Origin of the sequence: Thiobacillus thioparus DSM 505 (assembly GCF_000373385.1) — a bacterium.
Classification (GTDB): domain Bacteria; phylum Pseudomonadota; class Gammaproteobacteria; order Burkholderiales; family Thiobacillaceae; genus Thiobacillus; species Thiobacillus thioparus.
Genome location: NZ_KB891316.1, coordinates 220,730 through 240,252, shown reverse-complemented (window position 1 = coordinate 240,252; position 19,523 = coordinate 220,730). Strand labels below are relative to the sequence as shown.

18 protein-coding genes are annotated in these 19,523 nt (G+C 66.2%); 6 read left to right on the top strand and 12 right to left on the bottom strand.

Annotated elements, in window-relative coordinates; genetic code table 11:
- Positions 1–12: 12 nt before the first annotated feature.
- Complete coding sequence (locus tag B058_RS0101255; RefSeq protein ID WP_018506650.1) at positions 13–939, top strand: DMT family transporter; 927 nt, start codon at positions 13–15, stop codon at positions 937–939.
- A 9-nt stretch (positions 940–948) separates the two neighbouring features.
- Here B058_RS0101255 and B058_RS17980 read toward each other — a convergent pair whose 3' ends face one another.
- The 8 genes from B058_RS17980 to B058_RS0101215 all read right to left on the bottom strand — a co-directional run bounded on the left by B058_RS17980 (position 949) and on the right by B058_RS0101215 (position 7,152).
- On the bottom strand, positions 949–1,086 hold the full coding sequence (locus tag B058_RS17980) for a hypothetical protein (protein WP_169335071.1): 138 nt from the start codon (positions 1,084–1,086) through the stop codon (positions 949–951).
- The gene (locus B058_RS0101245) at positions 1,083–1,751 is read right to left on the bottom strand and encodes a tetratricopeptide repeat protein (protein WP_018506648.1); all 669 of its coding nucleotides are present in this window, start codon (positions 1,749–1,751) and stop codon (positions 1,083–1,085) included. Before B058_RS0101245 ends, B058_RS17980 begins: the two co-directional genes overlap by 4 nt.
- 23 nt (positions 1,752–1,774) lie before the next feature.
- Positions 1,775–2,581, bottom strand: a complete 807-nt coding sequence (locus tag B058_RS0101240; RefSeq protein WP_018506647.1) for an SDR family oxidoreductase — start codon at positions 2,579–2,581, stop codon at positions 1,775–1,777.
- Entirely contained in the window at positions 2,578–3,237 is a 660-nt protein-coding gene (locus B058_RS0101235; protein ID WP_018506646.1) for an iron-containing redox enzyme family protein, read from the bottom strand. Before B058_RS0101235 ends, B058_RS0101240 begins: the two co-directional genes overlap by 4 nt.
- A 17-nt stretch (positions 3,238–3,254) precedes the next feature.
- Positions 3,255–4,739 (bottom strand): AMP-binding protein, encoded by a 1,485-nt coding sequence (locus B058_RS0101230; RefSeq protein ID WP_018506645.1) that lies wholly within the window; start codon positions 4,737–4,739, stop codon positions 3,255–3,257.
- Positions 4,736–5,452, bottom strand: a complete 717-nt coding sequence (locus B058_RS16220; RefSeq protein ID WP_018506644.1) for a thermostable hemolysin — start codon at positions 5,450–5,452, stop codon at positions 4,736–4,738. Before B058_RS16220 ends, B058_RS0101230 begins: the two co-directional genes overlap by 4 nt.
- A 210-nt stretch (positions 5,453–5,662) precedes the next feature.
- A complete protein-coding gene (locus tag B058_RS16215; protein WP_018506643.1) occupies positions 5,663–6,109 on the bottom strand; it encodes a hypothetical protein in 447 nt (148 codons plus the stop codon).
- A gap of 8 nt (positions 6,110–6,117) precedes the next feature.
- Entirely contained in the window at positions 6,118–7,152 is a 1,035-nt protein-coding gene (locus B058_RS0101215) for a hypothetical protein (protein WP_026240539.1), read from the bottom strand.
- 96 nt (positions 7,153–7,248) lie between these two features.
- Here B058_RS0101215 and B058_RS0101210 point away from each other — a divergent pair, with 96 nt between their 5' ends.
- The 3 genes from B058_RS0101210 to B058_RS0101200 all read left to right on the top strand — a co-directional run bounded on the left by B058_RS0101210 (position 7,249) and on the right by B058_RS0101200 (position 11,209).
- The gene (locus B058_RS0101210; protein ID WP_040723369.1) at positions 7,249–9,015 is read left to right on the top strand and encodes a sensor histidine kinase; all 1,767 of its coding nucleotides are present in this window, start codon (positions 7,249–7,251) and stop codon (positions 9,013–9,015) included.
- Positions 9,012–10,385 (top strand): sigma-54-dependent transcriptional regulator, encoded by a 1,374-nt coding sequence (locus B058_RS0101205; protein ID WP_018506640.1) that lies wholly within the window; start codon positions 9,012–9,014, stop codon positions 10,383–10,385. The genes B058_RS0101210 and B058_RS0101205 overlap by 4 nt, the downstream gene beginning before the upstream one ends.
- A 200-nt stretch (positions 10,386–10,585) precedes the next feature.
- Positions 10,586–11,209 carry an outer membrane beta-barrel protein gene (locus tag B058_RS0101200; RefSeq protein WP_018506639.1) on the top strand — a complete coding sequence of 208 codons (624 nt, stop codon included), beginning with the start codon at positions 10,586–10,588 and terminating at the stop codon, positions 11,207–11,209.
- Between the two features lie 43 nt (positions 11,210–11,252).
- On the opposite strand, the gene B058_RS0101195 is transcribed toward B058_RS0101200, so the two are convergent.
- The 4 genes from B058_RS0101195 to purU all read right to left on the bottom strand — a co-directional run bounded on the left by B058_RS0101195 (position 11,253) and on the right by purU (position 14,728).
- Positions 11,253–11,600 carry a DUF2069 domain-containing protein gene (locus tag B058_RS0101195; RefSeq protein WP_018506638.1) on the bottom strand — a complete coding sequence of 116 codons (348 nt, stop codon included), beginning with the start codon at positions 11,598–11,600 and terminating at the stop codon, positions 11,253–11,255.
- A 106-nt stretch (positions 11,601–11,706) separates the two neighbouring features.
- Positions 11,707–12,300: an NAD(P)H:quinone oxidoreductase gene (wrbA, locus tag B058_RS0101190; RefSeq protein WP_018506637.1), complete on the bottom strand. Its 594-nt coding sequence runs from the start codon at positions 12,298–12,300 to the stop codon at positions 11,707–11,709.
- Positions 12,297–13,868: a hypothetical protein gene (locus B058_RS0101185; protein WP_018506636.1), complete on the bottom strand. Its 1,572-nt coding sequence runs from the start codon at positions 13,866–13,868 to the stop codon at positions 12,297–12,299. Before B058_RS0101185 ends, wrbA begins: the two co-directional genes overlap by 4 nt.
- 5 nt (positions 13,869–13,873) lie before the next feature.
- Positions 13,874–14,728, bottom strand: a complete 855-nt coding sequence (gene purU / locus B058_RS0101180; RefSeq protein ID WP_018506635.1) for a formyltetrahydrofolate deformylase — start codon at positions 14,726–14,728, stop codon at positions 13,874–13,876.
- A 520-nt stretch (positions 14,729–15,248) separates the two neighbouring features.
- On the opposite strand from purU, the gene B058_RS0101175 reads away from it, so the two are divergent.
- Together B058_RS0101175 and B058_RS0101170 are read left to right on the top strand one after the other, a co-directional pair.
- Complete coding sequence (locus B058_RS0101175) at positions 15,249–18,155, top strand: ribonucleoside-diphosphate reductase subunit alpha (protein WP_018506634.1); 2,907 nt, start codon at positions 15,249–15,251, stop codon at positions 18,153–18,155.
- 190 nt (positions 18,156–18,345) lie between these two features.
- On the top strand, positions 18,346–19,470 hold the full coding sequence (locus B058_RS0101170) for a ribonucleotide-diphosphate reductase subunit beta (protein ID WP_018506633.1): 1,125 nt from the start codon (positions 18,346–18,348) through the stop codon (positions 19,468–19,470).
- Positions 19,471–19,523: the final 53 nt, after the last annotated feature.

The window sequence follows — 19,523 nt, the reverse complement described above, 5'->3', positions numbered from 1 at the left end:
AGGGTCCTGAACATGGCAAACACGACACAAGCTGGATTACTCAATCAGGATGCGCTGGTCGGCGTGTGCTTTGCGCTGCTCGCAGCGGTGGGTTTTTCGGCCAAGGCCATCCTCGTCAAGCTGGCCTATCTCGACCGAGTCGATGCGGTGACGCTGCTGGCCTTGCGCATGGCATTCTCGGTTCCGTTCTTCATCGGCGTGGCGCTGTGGGTCCGACGCCAGCATGTCGAGCCGCTCAGCCGGCATGACCGCTTCCTCGTGCTGGTGCTGGGCCTGGTCGGCTATTACCTGTCCAGCTTGCTGGATTTTCTCGGACTGCAAACGATCTCCGCCGGCCTGGAGCGGCTGATCCTGTTCCTGTATCCGACGATGACGGTGATCCTGTCGGCACTGCTGTACCGGCGCGCCATCGGCAAGTCGGTCATGGCTGCGATGGCCGTGTGCTATGCGGGGATTGCATTGGTGTTTGTCCACGATGTGGGAACGATGCAGGGCGGAATCGTGCTGGGCGCGTCGCTGGTGTTCGCCAGCACCCTGTCCTATTCCGTCTACCTGGTGGGCGCGGGCCATGCCATCGCGCGGATCGGCGCGGCACGCTTCACGGCCTACGCGATGATCGTGGCGACGGCGGCCAGTGTGTTGCAGTTCGCATTCACGCATCCGCTCCATGCGCTTGAGGTGCCGGCACGGGTAGTCGGGCTCGCCCTGGCCATGGCGATCTTTTCCACGCTGCTGCCGGTGTTCCTGCTGTCGCACGCCATCCGTCGCATCGGTTCCGGCAACACGTCGCTGATCGGCTCCATCGGGCCGGTCAGCACCCTCCTCATGGCCTATGTGTTCCTGCAGGAGAGCCTGTCGCCCTTGCAGGTCGCCGGTTCCGCGCTGGTGCTGGCGGGCGTGCTCATCGTCAGTCTCGACAGCCGGCGTGCCCGCACGTAGCAGGCGGGACTACAGCAGCTGCTGCGCAGGATAGGTCATGTCCCAGTACAGCCACAGCCACCCTCCCAGGCTGGCGAGGACGAAGACCAGGCACCAGAACGTGTCGAGCCGGTCGGCCGTTTTGTTCATCGCGACACGCCGTGTCATCTGCCGGCAAGCTGGTCGCCATGCTTCTGCCGCAGGCTGTCCAGCAGTTGCTGGGCTTCCTGGCGGCGGCCGGCATCGGCGTCCTCGCGACCGGGACGGGCGGGCGCGGCCAGGGCGCGCTTCAAGTGATCGGCCGCCTGCACGTAGTCGCCCTGGTCGGCGAGCAGGTCAGCATAGAAGTAATTGGGGTCGATGCCGTCGGGATTGAGGGCGAGCGCCTTCTCAAGATAGGCCTTCGCTTTCTGCTTGTCGCCGAACCCGATCGGCCATCCCGGGACCTTGGCGTAGAGGCTGCCCAGCGAGTTGTAGACGGAGCCGTTCAGCGCAGTCGGATTGATCTTCTCGGCCGCCAGCAGCAGGGTGCGCGCCTGCTTGACCTTGCTCAGCGCACCCAGGCCGCCGTCGGCCTTGGCCGCGCTGGCGAGGACGATGGCTTCCCAGATCATCGGCTCGGCCCGGTTGGGGTAAGCCTGGGCCACCTGTTGGGCATGCGCGATCAGGGTGTCGAAGGCGGCTTCCCTGCCGGCTTTGGGCGTCTGGTAGGACACCTTTGCCCAGCGATGGCCGATGTCGGCGATGGCGTCATCCAGCGGGGACGTGGCGGCGAGGCTGGCTGCATTCAGACTGGCGAACAGAATTAGCGTGGCGATGGACGTGCGGAACATGGTCGTTCTCCGGGTGGCAGGCATTAACGGGTGGATTCGGTGGCGAAGGGGCGCATCAGGGCAGCCTGTTTGATCAGGCTCGGGTCGACCAGGCGCGGGAGGATCGAATTGATGCGCACGAACAGCTTCTCGGGCCAGCCGAGGTAGCGCTCGCGATCGTCGCGTTCGATGGTGGCGATGACGCTGGCGGCCACGCTTTCCGGCTCGTCCTGGTTCATCTTCAGGGCGTTCGCCATGCGCGCGACCACGTTGCGGTTGAAGGCGGTCTTGGTGAAACGCGGGGCGACGTAGGTGATGCCGACGCCGGTGCCCGCGAGTTCGCGCCGCAGCGCTTCGGAAAAACCGCGCAGTGCGAACTTGCTGGCCGAATAGGAGGCGAAGCAGGGAAAGCCGATGGAGCCGAAGATCGAGCCGACGTTGACGATCTTTCCCGTGCCGCGCGCCAGCATGTGGGGCAGAACGGCATTGACCAGGGCGATCGGCGCGATGGTGTTGACCTGGAACAGCATGGCCGTGTCGGCGGCGCGTTCCTGGGCAAAGAATCCGAAGTTCTGCACGCCTGCGCAATTGATCAGGATGTCGATGGTTCCCGCCTGCTCGAGTGCCTGCTCGATCAGGCGGGCCGGCATGCCGGGCTGCGCGATGTCGCCGGTCAGCGCCATGACCTTGCCGCCCGAACCGCGGAGTTCCGTGGCGAGGCGCTCCAGCCTGTCGCCGTCGCGATTGACGAGGATAAGCGACGCGCCGCGCCAGGCGAGTTCGCGCGCGATGGCGCCGCCGATGCCGCCGCTGGCGCCTGTGATCAGAACCGTGCTGCCGGATATGTTCATGTGTTCTCCTGAAGATCGATGCTGCGAAAAACGTTGCCGTAGAGACGGAAGAACGCGCGGGCGTTTTGTACGACGCTGTCGCGCTCGCCCTCTGTGTCGAGCCGGTTGACCAGCCGCTCGAAATCGCCGATGTGCTCGACGTCGAGTGCGCCGTGGCTGCTCAGGTAAGTGAAGGCAGAAGGGGGCAGATCGAGTGCCGTCTGCAGTGCACGCGCCGCATTCGAGGCGAGGCTGACGCTGGTGCCTTCGAGGACGTACACCATGCCGAACAGGCCGACCGGATTGCGCCGCATCACCGTGTCGTAGGCATAGGCGACCATCACGCCGGTATCGAAATCGGGCTGGCTGTCGCGGACGGCGTCCGCATCGCCGCCGGCAGCGGCAATGTCGTTGAGGATCCACTCGTGATGGCCGAGTTCTTCCTCGATGTAATGGGCCACCGCGCTGCGCAGCCATTCCTGGCGGTCGGTCAGGCGCGCGCCGCAGGCCATGAGCAGCGGAACGGTGTGCTTGACGTGGTGGAAGGCGCGGGTGAGGAAGGCGAGGTAGTGAGGCCGCTTCACCTGGCCCGCCAGGGCGGCCGTGATCAGGGGCGTCGACAGCAGGGCCGCGCGTTCGGCGGCGGTGGCGTGCTGGAGGTGCGGGTAGAAATCCATAGAGGTCCGGTTCGGGTTCAGGATGGATACAAGGCGTCGATCTGCGCGGCGTAGCGCCCGAAGATGGCGCTGCGGCGCAGGCGGCCGTTCGGCGTCGACAGCCCGTTGCCTGCGGTGAAGGGTTCCGCGGCGGGAATCCAGGCGCGCACCCGGGCATAGTCGGGCAGCCGTCGATTGGCCTGCTCCAGCGCCGCCTCGATGGCCGCCTGCGGGATGCCCGGACGGTGCACGATGACCGCGCAGTTGAACGGCCGGGCCTCGCCGAAGCAGGCGGCCTGGGCGATCGCCGGGTCGGCCGCCAGTTCGCCCTCCACCCACTCGGGCGCGACGTTGCGCCCGAAGGCGGTGACGAACATGTTCTTCTTGCGTCCGGTGAGGAACAGGAAACCGTCTGCGTCCCGGTAGCCGAGGTCGCCCGTGGCGATGACGTCCGGCTCGGCCCCTGCGTCGTCCTCGCCCAGATAGCCGCGCCAGCGGAGGCCCCGAATCAGGATCTCGCCGTCGTCGGCGAAGGCGAGTTCGAGATGCGGCAGGGGCTTGCCGACGCTGCCGATCCGGCTGTCGTCGGGGCGGTTGACGGCAACGACGGACGCGCATTCCGACAAGCCATAGCCTTCGTGTACGGGCAGGCCCAACGCATGGGCTGCCTCCATCAGCCGCACCGCGACCGGTGCGCCGCCGACCGCCAGATAGCGCAGGCCATGCGGCCGGGGGGTTCCCGTCTGGATCGCCGCGACGATCTCCCGCAGCATCTGCGGGACCATGATCGCGGTGCTCGCGTGCCAGTCTCCCAGCGCGGCCAGCAGGCGCCCGGCATCCAGCCCGGAACTGCCGGAGAGCCCCACCGAGGCCAACCCCGGCAGGCAGATCGTCGCGCCCGCCAGCAGCGGCGTATAGAGTCCGCCGATGTTTTCCAGCAGGGTGCTCAACGGAAGCAGGCCAAGATGGCGGTCGTCGCGTCGGGCCGCGCTGGCGATGCGCAGCGACTCGGCGACGGTCTCCATCGTGTCCCATCCCAGGCAGACGCCTTTCGGTTCGCCCGTCGTCCCCGACGTGAACGTGATCTTGTGCGTGCCGGCGGGCAGGGCAGCAACAGGTTCGACGGGCTGCAGCCGTACCTGCATCACTGCGCCGCAAAAGCTTGCGACGGACAGGCTGGGTGTTGGCAAGGCCGCCAGCAGCCGCTGGGGCTGGTCGGTCAGCACCAGGTCGATCGAAGCGGTCCTGAGTACGTGGGCCAGCTGGGCCGGCGAGAAAAACAATGGCAAGGGAATGCTCGGAATGCCCGCTGCGTGCGCGGCCAGGTCGGCCAGTGCCCAGGCCTTGCCGTTGTCGGCGAGGATCGCGACCGCACGCGGGGCCGCTGCGCGCAGCAGGCCGGCCAGCCTTGCGATTTCAGCCGGCAGTTCGCCATAGGTGAGCGCACCGTGTTCGTCCTGCAGGGCCACCTTGCCGGGATGGCTTGCCGCATGGCGTTGCAGGGCTGCGAAAATCAGGCTCATGCCGGTTCTCCGGCCAGGCAGCAGCGCGACGGCGCGGGCAGCCGCATGGCCCGGTAGCCGGCCTGGACGTTGCCGACCAGCACGCGCGGTGCGTGGTCGTAGTAGCGTCCCCAGGCGGCGCGTTCGTCCGCCGGGATACGGTCGGCCGTGGCTGCCTGGATGTCGATGGGGAACAGGCCCAGCCGGCAAAAGGCGTTGCGCAGCCCCGTCGTGCCGGTGAACACCACCCACTCGTAGCCTTCCTGGTGGAGGCGTGCCGTCAGCAGGCCGATCATGGCGCGGACCGCACCCGGAAACGCCCCGGAGAAATGGCCGACCTCGACGATGACGTGACGCTCGATGCGTTTGCCGGCGCGTGCCGCAATGACTTTTTCTATCGGCGCGTCGAGGTATTGTTCGAGAAACAGGTTGCGGCTGGCCGAGCGCAGGCCGAATGCGCCGCAGAGATCGCCAGCCTCGTTGCGCACGCTGAACAGGCGCGGCATGAAGGCCTCGATGCGGGAGCCGAAGCTTTCCGCAAAACACTGGCTGATGAAGGTTTCGACCGTGGCCCGGTTGCTGCCGATATGCTCGAACAGGTCAAAACGCGGCTGGCCGGATGCCTCGTCCGTAGCAGGGGCGGCGCGTTCCACGCTGCGCAGCGGAGGCTGCAGGGCCGGGATGGCCGGCGGGGTGTCGATCGTCGGCAGGCGCGCGGCAGGGTGGGAAGGCATCGGGTTCCTTGGCATGATGTGCGGCAGATGCCACACGACAGGCAGGGAATTGCAATACCGGTGCCAGCTGGTGAGCCCGACTGGAAAAATCGCTCAAGCGATTGATATGAAAGGTGTTAGGGGATCAAGCCGGCGGTGTTCAGGGTCTGCCCGATCCACCTTCCCGCCGCGCATCCTGCAAGTCTTGTCGACCAATCTTGCAGTCGCCGGCTATTTGGGACAGGCGGGCACCTCGCCGACGGTGAAGACAATCGAGATCCCGTGTTCCGGGACGCAGGTCGAGACATAGCCGATCGCGCCTGGCGTGGCCCGCACGAACAGGATGACCGCCTCCTCCGAGGCCAGCACGTGCGGCGGCAGCACACCGTGGAAATACATCTCGCGCCAGTAGTCTTCCAGCGCTTCCGGCGCGTGGCCCAGGATGATTCGCGAGAACGCACGGCGCAGCGGGTGGGCCGGCGGCAGGTTGACCGGCTGGATGCGGGTGCCGTTTTCCCAGTAGTTCTGCTTGCGCCTGAATATCAGTGCGACGGATTCGCGCGTCAGGTGCTGGTCGGTCGCGCCCGGCGCGGCGATGACCGCGAACGGCAGGTCGGCCGCCGCGGCGGGCAGGGCAAGGGCTAGCCAGAGCGCCAGCAGGGACAGGATCGTCGGCATGCGGCGCGTCAGAACAGAAGGCTGAGCGAGGACATGAAGCCTTCGGGCGCGTCGATGGTGTTGTGCGTGGCGCCGTTCCATTCCGCCTTCAATACGATCGCCGGCGTGACCCGGTAATTCAGGCCGGCGACCCACAGCCGGGTGGCCTGCGCTTCCTGCGCCTTGCGGTAGAGCTCATAGCGGCCGACCGCATAGAGCTTGGCGGTCAACGGGACCACCAGCTGGCCGAAGGCGCCTTTCTCGTCCCAGTCGCTGCCGTTGTCCGAGAACCGGTAGATGCCTTCGCCGCTGATCTCGTAGCGGTTGCGCGTCCAGACGAAATCGACGCCGAGCAGGCGTTTTTTCTCGTCGCGGGTCTTGCGTTGCTCGAAGGCGGCGTAGGAAAAACCGATCTGCCCGTCCGTGAGCAGGGGGAAGGCCACATGGGCGCCGATGGCCTCGTAGAACGGGTCCAGAACCGGATTGGGGCGCAACTCCCCGCCTTTCGATGCGTAGAGGGAATACTCGGTGCCGTTCGCCACGGTGGGCAGCGTTCCGTTGAGCATCAGCCCCGTCGCGTTGGTGGGAAACGTCTCGGTGGTGACGAGCGGACGCGACGTCGTCCAGACCAGCGGCGTCGCATGGATGAGGTTCCAGCGGCCGATGGGGGTGAGGAACTTGCCGGCGCGGATCGTGGTGGTGTTGGTGATCGCATAGTCGAGGTAGAGCCGCTCCAGCGCCAGGTAGCGGGTCTCCCCTTCGCGGTCGGACACGGGCGTCGCCAGCACGTTCTCGTAATCGAGCTCGGAGAAGAATTTCCAGCGGCTCTCGCCCTGCCACCAGACGAACAGGCTCAGGTTGTCGAGGGCGGTGCGGGCGGGCGCATGGCGCAGGTGTTCAAAGCTGGCCGTGGCATAGCCGCCCAGCGAGAAGCCGGTGTCCGCCAGCTGGAGGCCTTCGCCCAGGCGGTAGTTGATGTCGGACAATGCGCCGTCTCCGGCCGCGGCCTGGGCGCACGCGAACGCCAGGGCGAACGCGGCGAGCCGCCGCGCGACAGCGCGCAAGGACAGGCACGGAGTCGGCGGGGGCGGACCGGAATTTTCGTGTTCTTGTCGCGTTCCGGCCTCATTCCAGACTTTCATTCGGCTACCATCCTCGGTGTGACCATACGCAAGACGCTACTCGTCGCCTTCCTCAGCGTCGGCCTTTTGCCCGCCATACTTCTGGCCAGCCTGGCTTTTGTCAAGGCGCGCGAGGCCGTGCAGGCGGAGATCGAACGCAACCTCGCCATCCAGGCGACCGGGGTCGCCGCGGACATCGACAAGATGATGTTCGAGCGTCTGCAGAACGCCGCCACCTGGAGCCATCTCGACATCCTGCAGGACCTGCAGGTACGCGATGTCGACAAGCGGCTCTCGCATTTCCTGTCCGATCTGCATGCCGGCTACAAGGATGTGTATCTTGCGCTTGCGTGCGTCGACCGCGACGGACGCATCATCAGCAGCAGCGACGCGGCCGAGGTCGGCCGCCGGGTGACGGACCGGCCGGTCTGGCTCGGTGCCGTGCTGTCGGGCGCGGACGTGGCGCTCGAAGCGCCGACCGGCCAGGAAGACGGCGCGCTGGTGATGCGGGTGCCGGTGGCCTCGGCGTTCGCCGGCGGCACGCTCGGCCAGCTGCGGCTGAAACTCGACTGGACCGAGATCGACGACGTGCTGGACCAGGCCACCAGCGGCGGTGGCCGCATGCTGGCCGTGCTCGACCGCGAGGGCCGGCTGATCGCAGCATCGAAGGAACTCCGTGCGCGCGGCATGCTGCTGGGCAAGGCGCTCGCCGCGTGGCGCACCGGCGCGCCCGGTCCGACCGTGTCGGTGCGGCCGGGCGCGCCGGTGGCGGATTCCGACGTCATCGTCGGTGCCGCGCGCGCGCGTGGCTATGCCAATTTCGCCGGCTTCGGCTGGACCACGCTGATCATCCAGCCCGTCGACCAGGCGCTTGCGCCGGTTCATCGCATGGCGCTCATCTTCCTCGGCCTGCTCGGCCTCATTATGCTGCTGACCTTCTCCATGGCCAGCTGGGTCAGCCGCGAGATCGCCCGGCCCGTCGCCGCGCTGACCGGCTTTGCCCGCGGCTACATGCGCAACAAGGTCCTGCAGGCGCCGCCGGTTGCGCGCGGCGGCGAAGTCGGCGAACTGACCGACGCCTTCGTCCAGATGATGCGCGACATCGACCAGTCGCAGCAGAACCTGGTGCGTGCCTCGAAACTGGCGGTGATCGGCGAGATGTCCTCGGTGATCGCGCACGAGGTACGCACGCCGCTCGGCATCCTGCGTTCCTCGGCGCAGATGCTGCAACGCGAATCCGGCATCAGCGACGAGGGCCGCGAGCTGGTCGGTTTCATCGAAAGCGAGACCGAGCGGCTCAACCGCCTGGTGTCGGCCATGCTCGATACCGCCCGGCCGCGCGCGCCGTCGTATGCCGCAGTGGACATGCACGCGCTGATCGAGAAGAGTATCGCCATGCTGGGCGCGCAGGCCGACAGGAAGCAGGTCAGCGTGACCGCCCGCCTGCGGGCAACGAAACCGGTGATCGAGTGCGACGCGGAACAGATCACCCAGGTCCTGCTCAATCTGTTGATGAACGGCCTGCAGATCCTCGATCATGGCGGACAGATCGAACTGGCGACCCATGACGACGACGCGTTCCTGACCATCGAAATGGCCGACGACGGGCCGGGCATCGATCCGGCCGAACGGACCCGCGTGTTCGAAGCCTTCTTCTTCAAGCGCGAAGGCGGCATCGGGCTGGGACTGGCCATCGTGCAGCAGATCGTGGGTGCCCACGGGGGCGAAATCGAAGCAGCGGAAAGCAAACTGGGCGGCGCGTTGTTCCGCATCCACCTGCCGCGCAGGCAATCGGGAGAGACATGAAAGGCAGACAGATCCTCGTCGTGGACGACGAACCCAAGATGCGCCGCGTCCTCGAAATCATGTTGCAGAAGATGGGCCACCGGGTACTCGCGGCCGGCAACGGCGTCGAAGCGCTCGCGCTGTTCCAGGCGAACAGCGTCGACCTCGTCATCACCGACCTGCGCATGCCCGAGATGGACGGCATCGAACTGCTGGCCGCGCTGCGGGCGCAGGCGTCTGACGTGCCGGTGATAGTGATCACCGCGCACGGCACCATCGAGACCGCGGTGGCCGCGATGAAGCACGGCGCCTGCGACTACATCCTGCGGCCGTTCGACATCGACGTGGTGGAACTTGCTGTCGAGCGTGTGCTGAACGGTGCCGCGGTGGCGCAGCAGAACGCCTTCCTGCGGCAGGAGATCGAGCGCGGCTGGGATGCCTTCGTCGGCACCAGCGAGCCGATGCGGGCGGTGTACGAACTGATCCAGCGCGTCGGGCCGAGCAAGGCCTCGGTGCTGATCACCGGCGAAACTGGCACCGGCAAGGAACTCGCCGCGCGCGCGCTGCATCATGCCTCGCCGCGCCGCGACAAGCTGTTCGTGCCGATCAATTGCGCGGCGATCCCGGCCGACATCCTCGAGAGCGAGCTGTTCGGCTACGAGAAGGGTGCCTTCACCGGCGCGGTCAAGGAACGCGTCGGCAAGTTCGAACTGGCCGACGGCGGCACGATCTTCCTCGACGAACTGACCGAAATGCCGCTGCCGCTGCAGGCCAAGCTGCTGCGCGTGCTGCAGGAAAACACCATCGAGCGCCTCGGCGGCAACCGCGTCATCGAACTCGACCTGCGCGTCATCGCCGCCACCAACCGCGATCCGCTGGAAAGCGTGCGGGAAGGCACGCTGCGCGAAGACCTCTACTACCGGGTCAATGTGTTCTCGATCGAACTGCCGCCCCTGCGCGCGCGGGTCGAAGACATCGCCGGCCTGGTCGAGCACTTCATCGTCAAGCACGGCCATTCGACGGCAGCGACCCGCCTCACGCCGCGGGCGCTCGAGCGCCTGCGCGACTATGACTGGCCGGGCAACGTGCGCGAACTGGAAAACATGGTCGAGCGGGCCTTGATCCTGAGCGGCGGCGGCACGCTGGACGAACAGCATTTCCTGCTCAACCCGCGCGCCGCCGACAACAAACCCAAGCCGGCCACCGCGTCGGCCGAAAGCCAGAAAGCGCCGCCGCCGCTGAACCAGGCGGTCGAAGATCTCGAGGCGCGGCTGATCGACGAGGCCCTGGCGCAGGCCGAGGGCAACAAGGCCAAGGCTGCCGCGCTGCTCGACATCAGCGAGCGCACCCTCTGGTACAAGCTGAAGAAATACCGTCCCGACCAGTCCTGAACGCCGCGCGGTCCTGCAAGTTTTGTCGACGATTCTTGCATGCGCCCCACGCCGTCCTGCGGTGCGCGCGGCGGCGGGTGCGCCACGTATTCCATGAAATCAATGCCTTGAAGCGAGGCCGTGCAACTGGCATTGCGCTTGCAGATTGGAGGTGTCGCCGGCAGATCCGGCGGCCACTCCATTCACTTCAGGAAGACTCCATGAAACTTCAGCATCTGGCATCGTTCGCCCTGCTTGCCCTGTCCACCACGGCATTCGCCGACGGTTTCTACGGCGTGGGCGAGATCACCCGTTCGAATCTGTCGCTCGACCGCAATCACTTCGACAGTGCGCTGCTCGCCAACGGCGCAACCGGACTGTCCAGCGGCGATTCCGGCAACAACACCAAGTGGCGCCTGCAGGGCGGCTATCGCTTCAATCCGAACCTGGCGGTGGAAGCCGGCTACATCGATTTCGGCAAGGCCAAGTACACGGCCAGCTACAGCGGCGGCAGCGCCCAGGGTTCGCTGAAGGCCGGCGGCGTGGATCTGGCGGCGCTGCTTTCGCTGCCGCTGAGCGACAGCCTGTCCGTGTTCGGCAAGGCGGGCGTGGTCGCAGCGAAAGTCGATTCCCGCCTCGCTGCCAGCGGTGCGGCCGTTGCAGCCAGCGGCGACGCATCGACCCATGTCGTCCGTCCCCTGCTGGGCGTGGGCGCCCTCTACAAGCTCAGCGACCACGTCGACCTGCGCGCCGACTACGACCATGTGAGCGGGCTCGGCAAATCCGACAAGACCGGCAAGATGACCGCCAACATGGTTTCGCTGGGCGTCGCCTACAACTTCTGACCACTCGTCCGGCCGTGTCTTTCGGCCGGTGCGTGCCGCTGGTTTAGGGTGTCTGGTGCGACGGCCCGCTGAACTTCGCGTAGTAGATCGCGGCGAAGAAAAACACCACCGTCAGCACGATCTCGCCCCCGGCCAGCCACGCCGACAGGCCGGTGTCCGACCACGCGCGCACCACGCCTTCGGTGAAATAGGCCAGCATCAGCATCGGCGCCCATTGGTAGGTGTAGCGGCGGCCTTTCAGGATGCCCATCAGCGGCAGCAGCAGCGGCAAGACTTTCATCACCAGTCCGGAGCCGCCGGGGCGCAGCGGCGCGAGCCACAACTCCCACGCCAGGCAGAGAAAAATCAGCGCGATCAGACTGATGCTGGATACGATTTGCAGGACTTTCATGCGACCGGCCTCCGGGTGTTCATCCCCGGGCGACCCGTGGCGGGTCGGCCTCCGACAGCATTCGCCTGGCCGTCGATCCCGCTGCGCGGGTCCCTCGCCGGGTGGCTCATGCTGCCACCTTGCGTGCGGTTTCGGCCAGGCGCTTGCCCAGTGCAATGCACAGCGTGCGTTCCGCGTCGGTCAGCGGCTTGTCGTCGGCGGCGCCGGCCCAGTGGCTGGCGCCGTAGGGGGTGCCGCCGCTCTCGGTGTGGTTCACTTCCGCCAGGGTGTAGGGCAGGCCGACGATCAGCATGCCGTGGTGCAGCAGCGGCAGCATCATGCTGGTCAGCGTGGTTTCCTGGCCGCCATGCAGGCTGGCGGTGGAGGTGAACACGGCGGCGGGTTTGCCGACCAGCGTGCCCTTCGCCCACAGCGCGCCGGTGGTATCGAGGAAATACTTCAGCGGCGCGGCCATGTTGCCGAAGCGGGTGGGCGAGCCGAGCGCGAGGCCGGCGCACTGCTCCAGGTCGGTGAGTTCCACATAGGGCGCGCCTTCGTCGGGCACCGGCGGCTCGGCCACCTGGGTGCGCGGCGCCACCGGCGGCACCGTGCGCAGCCGGGCGGACGCCCCCGCCACCTGGTTGATGCCGCGTGCGATCAGATGCGCCATGTCGCGCACGCTGCCACCGGCACTGTAATAGAGGACAAGAATCTCGGTCATAGCGGTTCGTCTGCAATCAGGGTGAAATCGACCAGGTCGAAGCCCGGCGTGTGTTCCAGCAGCCGGCCGAAACTGAGCGTGTACTGGTGCGGCGCATGCAGCACCTCGGCATCCATGCCGGTCTCGTACAGATGGCGCGGCAGCAACAGGCGGTCGGACTGTTTCAGCGCATGCAGGGCGGGCAGGAACAAGGCCGGTTCCGGGCTCGCCTTGCGATGGCCGCGCAGCGGGCGCACCCACACCGGCTGGATCTGCGGCGACAGCCGTTCGACGCCGAGTTCGACCTGGCGCGCATCGCGCATGCGGATCCAGCGGATCGCGCCCAGCGACCACCCCGAGGCCGTGCCGGCATGCAGCGCCAGCGGATCGCCCACCTTCAGGTTCAGCGGCGTATCCGGCGCGCCGGCGAGGGCGACGCCGGCCGCGCTGTCGTTGGTGACGGACCACACGGTGGCGTTGACGGCGACCGGCGAGGCGAACATCCCCTGGACGTCATGGATCGGCAGGCTCTCGTCCGGTTCGCTCTGCTCCGTACACGGGATCTGTTCCAGCAGCCGGTGGATGGCGCTCACGCCGGCCACGACCTGCACCGTGCTGTCGGGCGCCGTCGGGTAGCGCTTGTACGTGCGCTGGGCGGTAGTGCCCCATTCCTTGAGCAGCCGCTTGCACAGCGTCAGGCTGAGCGCGCGGTCCATCCCCGGCGGCAGGTCGACCTGTTCCGGCGTCTCGCCCTTGCGCAGCCGTACCGCGGTTTCGTGCACGTGGCGGCACAGCGTATCGGTGTCCAGCCACAGGCCGCCCGGCTTGCCGCCGGCCGCGACCTGGGTCGGCGCAATGTCGCCGTCGGTGGACACCGGAAACCCGAGATGGTCGGCGACCGGCCCGTAGGTCAGTTCGGCGAGGGCGGCGAAACGGTCCAGGTAGAGCCGGGTATGGGTGAGCTCGGCCGGGCTCAGGTGCGGCGGATCGGCCAGCGCGATCAGCAAGGCCTGGCGGTAGCTCAGGCTGGCCGTCGGCACCCCATCGGTCGGCAGCTCCGCCACATTCGTGACCTGCGCGTACGCATGGAGCTGGTGCAGGTCCTGCCACAGGCCGGCGGGCGGCGGCGTGTAGGTCATGAAACAGGCGGTCTGCAGGTCGCGCAGCGCGGCCGCCACCTGGGCAGCGAATTCGGCCAGGCGCCGGGGATTGGCGCGGCCGAAGCGCTGGTCGGTCAGGGCCATCAGCAGATGCTTGTAGCCGAGGCTGCGCTCGCGCTGCAGGTCGCGCAGCAGGGCACCGGCCTGCCGCTGCTGCGCATAGGGCGGCACCCCCGATTCGGCAAGCAGCGTTTCCAGGCTGGCCGCCACGCGCACGATCACGGGACGGTACAGCGACAGCAGGGTATGGCGGTCGTCGGCGCCCAGCGGATGGCGATTGAGGGCGTACAGCGCGGCGAGCAGCTGCTGGGCCGCGTCGACCGGGCTGGCGTAGGGCAGGCGGCCCAGCCACGCGGCCACGGCCTTCGGCCGGGTTTCGGCGGTGGACTGGCTGAGCGGATCGACCTGGGGAAGACTGAACGCGAGCATGCCGTTCAGTCGAACACGACGGTCTTGTTGGCGTACACCAGCACGCGGTTGTCGAGATGCCATTTCACCGCGCGCGACAGCACCACCTTTTCCAGGTCGGCGCCCTTGTTGATCAGGTCGTCGAGGCTGTCGCGGTGCGAGATGCGCGCCACGTCCTGCTCGATGATGGGGCCGTCGTCGAGCGTCTCGGTGACGTAGTGCGCGGTCGCGCCGATCAGCTTGACGCCGCGCTCGAACGCCCGGTGGTAGGGCTTGGCGCCGTGGAAGGCCGGCAGGAAGGAATGGTGGATGTTGATGATGCGGTTGGGGAAATGGCGGATGAAATCGGCCGACAGCACCTGCATGTAGCGCGCCAGCACGATGAAGTCGATCTTCTGGTCGCGCAGGATCGCCAGCTGGATCTGCTCGGCCTCGTGCTTGGCGTCCTTGTGCACGAGCAGGTGCTGGAAGGGCACGCGGTAGGCCTCGGCCAGCCAGCGCGTGTCCTCGTGGTTGGACAGGATGATCGGCAGCTCGCAATGCAGCTCGCCGCTCTGGTAGCGGTAGAGCAGGTCGGCCAGACAGTGGTCGAACTTCGACACGAACACCGCCAGGCGCGGCTTGCGGCTCGACTCGGCGAGCCGCCAGGTCATCCCGAAGCGCTCGGCGATGGGACCGAAGGCGGCGGCGAACTCGGTCAGGTCGAGGTTGAAGTCCGCCAGTTCCCATTCCACCCGCATCAGGAACAGCTTCAGTTCGGCATCCTGGTGCTGGTCGGCATGCAGGATGTTGGCGTTGTGCGACAGCAGGAAATCGGCAATGGCGGCGACCAGCCCCTTCTGGTCGGGGCAGGAAATCAGCAGGACGGCGGTATGACGCATGGGCGGACCGGGAAGGTGTGGTTTTTTCGCCATCATAACCAAAATTACCCTGATTCTCTTAAGGGAAGCGGCCGTCGGGCCTCCCCCGGGGCCGGCGCGGCGCCGGGTTTTTGCTGCGCCGCGCAAAGATTCAGCAGTCTTTGCGCGGCGCGCGCGGCCTGCAGGCGGACTGGACAAACCGGACTTCACCGCGTTCCACGGCCCGGCCGGGCGTTTCGTGGCGCCAAGCCCTGTCCTGCCGCAGTGCTGGTCAAACTTTAGGCATCCCGGTCGGCAAAAACTTTGATTTGTCTTGGGATTTTCAGGGCCATAAAAAATCTTGTCCGGACACGCCGGTTCCGGGTTGACATGCCGGGCAGGACACCTAGAATTTGTATCCAGCCTCCACCAACACCACAATATGTTGTGAATAAAACTGTTGGCGAGGGTCGGGCAAGCTGTGTATAAGGTGTGGATGTTTCGCACCCCGGCACGGCCAGCCCGGATTGTCGTTACACCCACCACCAAGGAGCCCCCCTCGATGCTGAACGTCGCCACCGAATCCGCCGCATCCGCACCCATTCCCTCCATTGAGCCTGCCGACGTGGCAGTGATCGATACCCGCTACGCCGACTACAAGATCATCCGCCGCAACGGCGCGGTAGTCGGCTTTGCGCCGAACAAGATCGCCATCGCCGTGACCAAGGCCTTCATTGCGGTGCAGGGCGGGCAGGCGGCGGCGTCGGCGCGTATCCGCGAGCTGGTCGAGTCGATCACCGGCCAGGTGACCGCGGCCCTGATGCGGCGCACTCCCAACGGCGGCACCTTCCACATCGAGGACATCCAGGACCAGGTCGAGCTCGCACTGATGCGCTCGGGCGAACACGAAGTCGCCCGCGCCTACGTGCTCTACCGCGAGAAGCGCGCGCAGGAACGCGCGGCGCAAAAGGCCGCCGGCGTCCCCGAAGCCACCCTGCACGTGCTGGAAGACGGCCAGAAAAAGCCGCTCGACACCGCACGCCTCACCGGCCTGCTGGCCGACGCCTGCACCGGCCTCGGCGACAACGTCAAGGCCGAGCCGATCATGCACACCGTGCTGCGCGACCTCTACGACGGCGTGCCGATGGCCGAAGTCGAGAAGGCGCTGGTGCTGGCCGCACGCTCGATGATCGAGCAAGACCCGGCGTATTCGCTGGTCACCGCGCGCCTGCTGCTCAATTCCATCCGCCACGAAGTGCTGGGCGAGGCCGTGACGCAGGCGCAGATGGACCAGCGCTACGCCGAGTATTTCCCCCAATTCATCAAGAAGGGCATCGCCGCCGAACTGCTCGACGAGAAGCTCGGCCAGTTCGACCTCGCGCGCCTCGCCAAAGTGCTCGACGCCGGCCGCGACTACCAGTTCGGCTACCTCGGCCTGCAGACCCTGTACGACCGCTATTTCCTGCACATCGAAGAATCGCGCATCGAACTGCCGCAGGCCTTCTTCATGCGCGTGGCGATGGGCCTGGCGATCAACGAGATCGACCGCGAAGCGCGCGCCATCGAGTTCTACCAGGTGCTGTCCTCGTTCGACTTCATGTCGTCGACGCCGACCCTGTTCAACGCCGGCACCCGCCACAGCCAGCTGTCGTCCTGCTACCTGACCACCGTCACCGACGACCTCGACGGCATCTACCAGGCGATCAAGGAAAACGCCATGCTGCAGAAGTACGCAGGCGGCCTGGGCAACGACTGGACCCCGATCCGCGCCATGGGCTCGCGCATCAAGGGCACCAACGGCAAGTCGCAGGGCGTCGTGCCCTTCCTGAAAGTGGTCAACGACACCGCCGTCGCGGTCAACCAGGGCGGCAAGCGCAAGGGCGCGGTGTGCGCCTATCTCGAAACCTGGCACATGGACATCGAGGAATTCCTCGACCTGCGCAAGAACACCGGCGACGACCGCCGCCGCACCCATGACATGAACACCGCGAACTGGATTCCGGATCTCTTCATGCAGCGCGTGATGGAAGGCGGCGACTGGACCCTGTTCTCGCCCAACGACGTGCCCGACCTGCACGACCTCTATGGCCGCAAGTTCGCCGAAGCGTATTGCGAATACGAGCGCAAGGCCGACCGCGGCGAGATCAAGCTGTACAAGCGCATCCCTGCCGTGCAGATGTGGCGCAAGATGCTGTCGATGCTGTTCGAGACCGGCCATCCCTGGATCACGTTCAAGGACCCGTGCAACATCCGCAGCCCGCAGCAGCATGTCGGCGTCGTCCACTCGTCCAACCTGTGCACCGAGATCACGCTCAACACCAACGACCACGAAGTCGCCGTGTGCAACCTCGGCTCGGTCAACCTCGTCAATCATTTGAAGGACGGCAAGCTCGACCTCGACAAGCTGAAGGCGACCATCCACACCGCGATGCGCATGCTCGACAACGTGGTCGACGTCAACTACTACGCCGTCGGCAAGGCGCGCAATTCCAACCTCAAGCACCGTCCGGTCGGCCTCGGCATCATGGGCTTCCAGGATGCGCTGCAGGAACTGCGCGTGCCCTACGCGTCGAACGAGGCGGTGGAATTCGCCGACCGCTCGATGGAAGCCGTCGCCTACTGGGCCTACTGGGCGTCGACCGAGCTCGCCGAAGAGCGCGGCCGCTATTCCAGCTATGAAGGCAGCCTGTGGAGCCGCGGCATCCTGCCGCAGGATTCGCTGAAGCTGTTGGCCGAGGAGCGCGGCGGCTACCTGGAAGTGGATTCCAGCAGCACCCTGAACTGGGACGCCTTGCGCGAGCGCATCGGCCAGTACGGCATGCGCAACTCCAACTGCCTGGCGATCGCGCCGACCGCGACCATCGCCAACATCGTCGGCGTCTCCGCGTCGATCGAGCCGACCTACCAGAACATCTACGTCAAATCGAACCTGTCGGGCGAATTCACCGTCGCCAACAAGTATCTGGTCAACGACCTGAAGAAGCTCGGCCTGTGGGACGAGGTCATGGTCGCCGACATCAAGTACTTCGACGGCTCGCTGGCCAAGATCGACCGCATCCCGGCCGACATCCGCACGCTGTACGCCACCGCGTTCGAGATGGAAACCCACTGGCTGGTCGAGTGCGCCTCGCGCCGCCAGAAGTGGATCGACCAGGCGCAGAGCCTCAACATCTACATGGCCGGCGCCTCGGGCAAGAAGCTCGACGAGACCTACAAGCTGGCGTGGCTGCGCGGCCTCAAGACCACCTATTACCTGCGCACCATGGGCGCTACCTCGGCGGAGAAATCCACCGGCAAGGGCGGCGAGCTCAATGCCGTGTCGGCGAGCGGCGGCGCGGGGGCGATGAGCAGCGGCGGCAGCGCGATGAACCGGGCCGCGGCCAACCTGCCGGAGCCGGAAATCGAAGGCAAGGCCTGCACCATGCGCCCGGGCGATCCCGGGTTCGAGGAATGCGAGGCGTGCCAGTAAGAGGTAGTGAGGAGGAGCAGCACCAAAAGAAGAGGCCAAGCCGGCCAATGGATGTTGACGCGATGTGCGTGGGTTCGTTGGCCGGGGCAGCCCCTGAGCTGAAACTCGGCCAGGCTTGCAGCCCGTCCTCAAGATGAACAAGTAGTGTGGGCTCAGCCCACTTTGGGACAACCAAAGGAGATAACAAACGATGCTGAATTTTGAAGAAGACTTCACCCCCGCCGCCCGTACCGTCGACGTGCCGTCCTTCCTGCGCAAGGAATCCGCCGCCCCGGCCGCCGAACCCGCACCGCAGGCCCGTCGCGTGCAGGCCGCCGACAAGCGCGTGATCAACGGCGCGACGGATGTGAACCAGCTCGTCCCCTTCAAGTACAAATGGGCGTGGGAGAAATACCTCGCCGGCTGCGCCAACCACTGGATGCCGCAGGAAGTGAACATGTCGCGCGACATCGCGCAGTGGAAAGACCCGACCGCGCTCACCGAGGACGAGCGCCGCCTCGTCAAGCGCAACCTCGGCTTCTTCGTCACCGCCGATTCGCTGGCCGCCAACAACATCGTGCTCGGCACCTATCGCCACATCACCGCGCCCGAGTGCCGCCAGTACCTGCTGCGCCAGGCGTTCGAGGAGGCCATCCACACCCACGCCTACCAGTACATCGTGGAAAGCCTGGGCCTGGACGAAGGCGAGATCTTCAACGCGTATCACGAAGTCGCCAGCATCCGCGACAAGGATGACTTCCTCATCCCCTTCATCGACACGCTGACCAACCCCGAATTCAAGACCGGCACCCCCGAGGCCGACCAGGCCCTGCTGAAGTCGCTGATCGTCTTCGCCTGTATCATGGAAGGCATCTTCTTCTACGTCGGCTTCGTGCAGATCCTCGCCCTGGGCCGCCAGAACAAGATGACCGGCGCCGCCGAGCAGTACCAGTACATCCTGCGCGACGAGTCCATGCACTGCAACTTCGGCATCGACCTCATCAACACCATCAAGCTGGAAAACCCCCACCTGTGGACCAGCGAGTTCAAGGCCGAAATCCGCGACCTGATCCAGAAGGGCGTCGAGCTCGAATTCCGCTACGCCGAAGACACCATGCCGCGCGGCGTGCTCGGCCTCAACGCCAGCCAGTTCAAGGAATACCTGCGCTTCATCGCCAACCGCCGCTGCCAGCAGATCGGCCTCGACGAAATGTTCCCCGGCGTCACCAACCCCTTCCCCTGGATGGCCGAGATGATCGACCTGAAGAAGGAGAAGAACTTCTTCGAGACGCGCGTCACGGAGTATCAGACGGGCGGGGCGTTGAGCTGGGATTGACCGGCTGGGAAGACAAAAAGGCGCAGGGGACTGCGCCTTTTTTATTGTGGTGT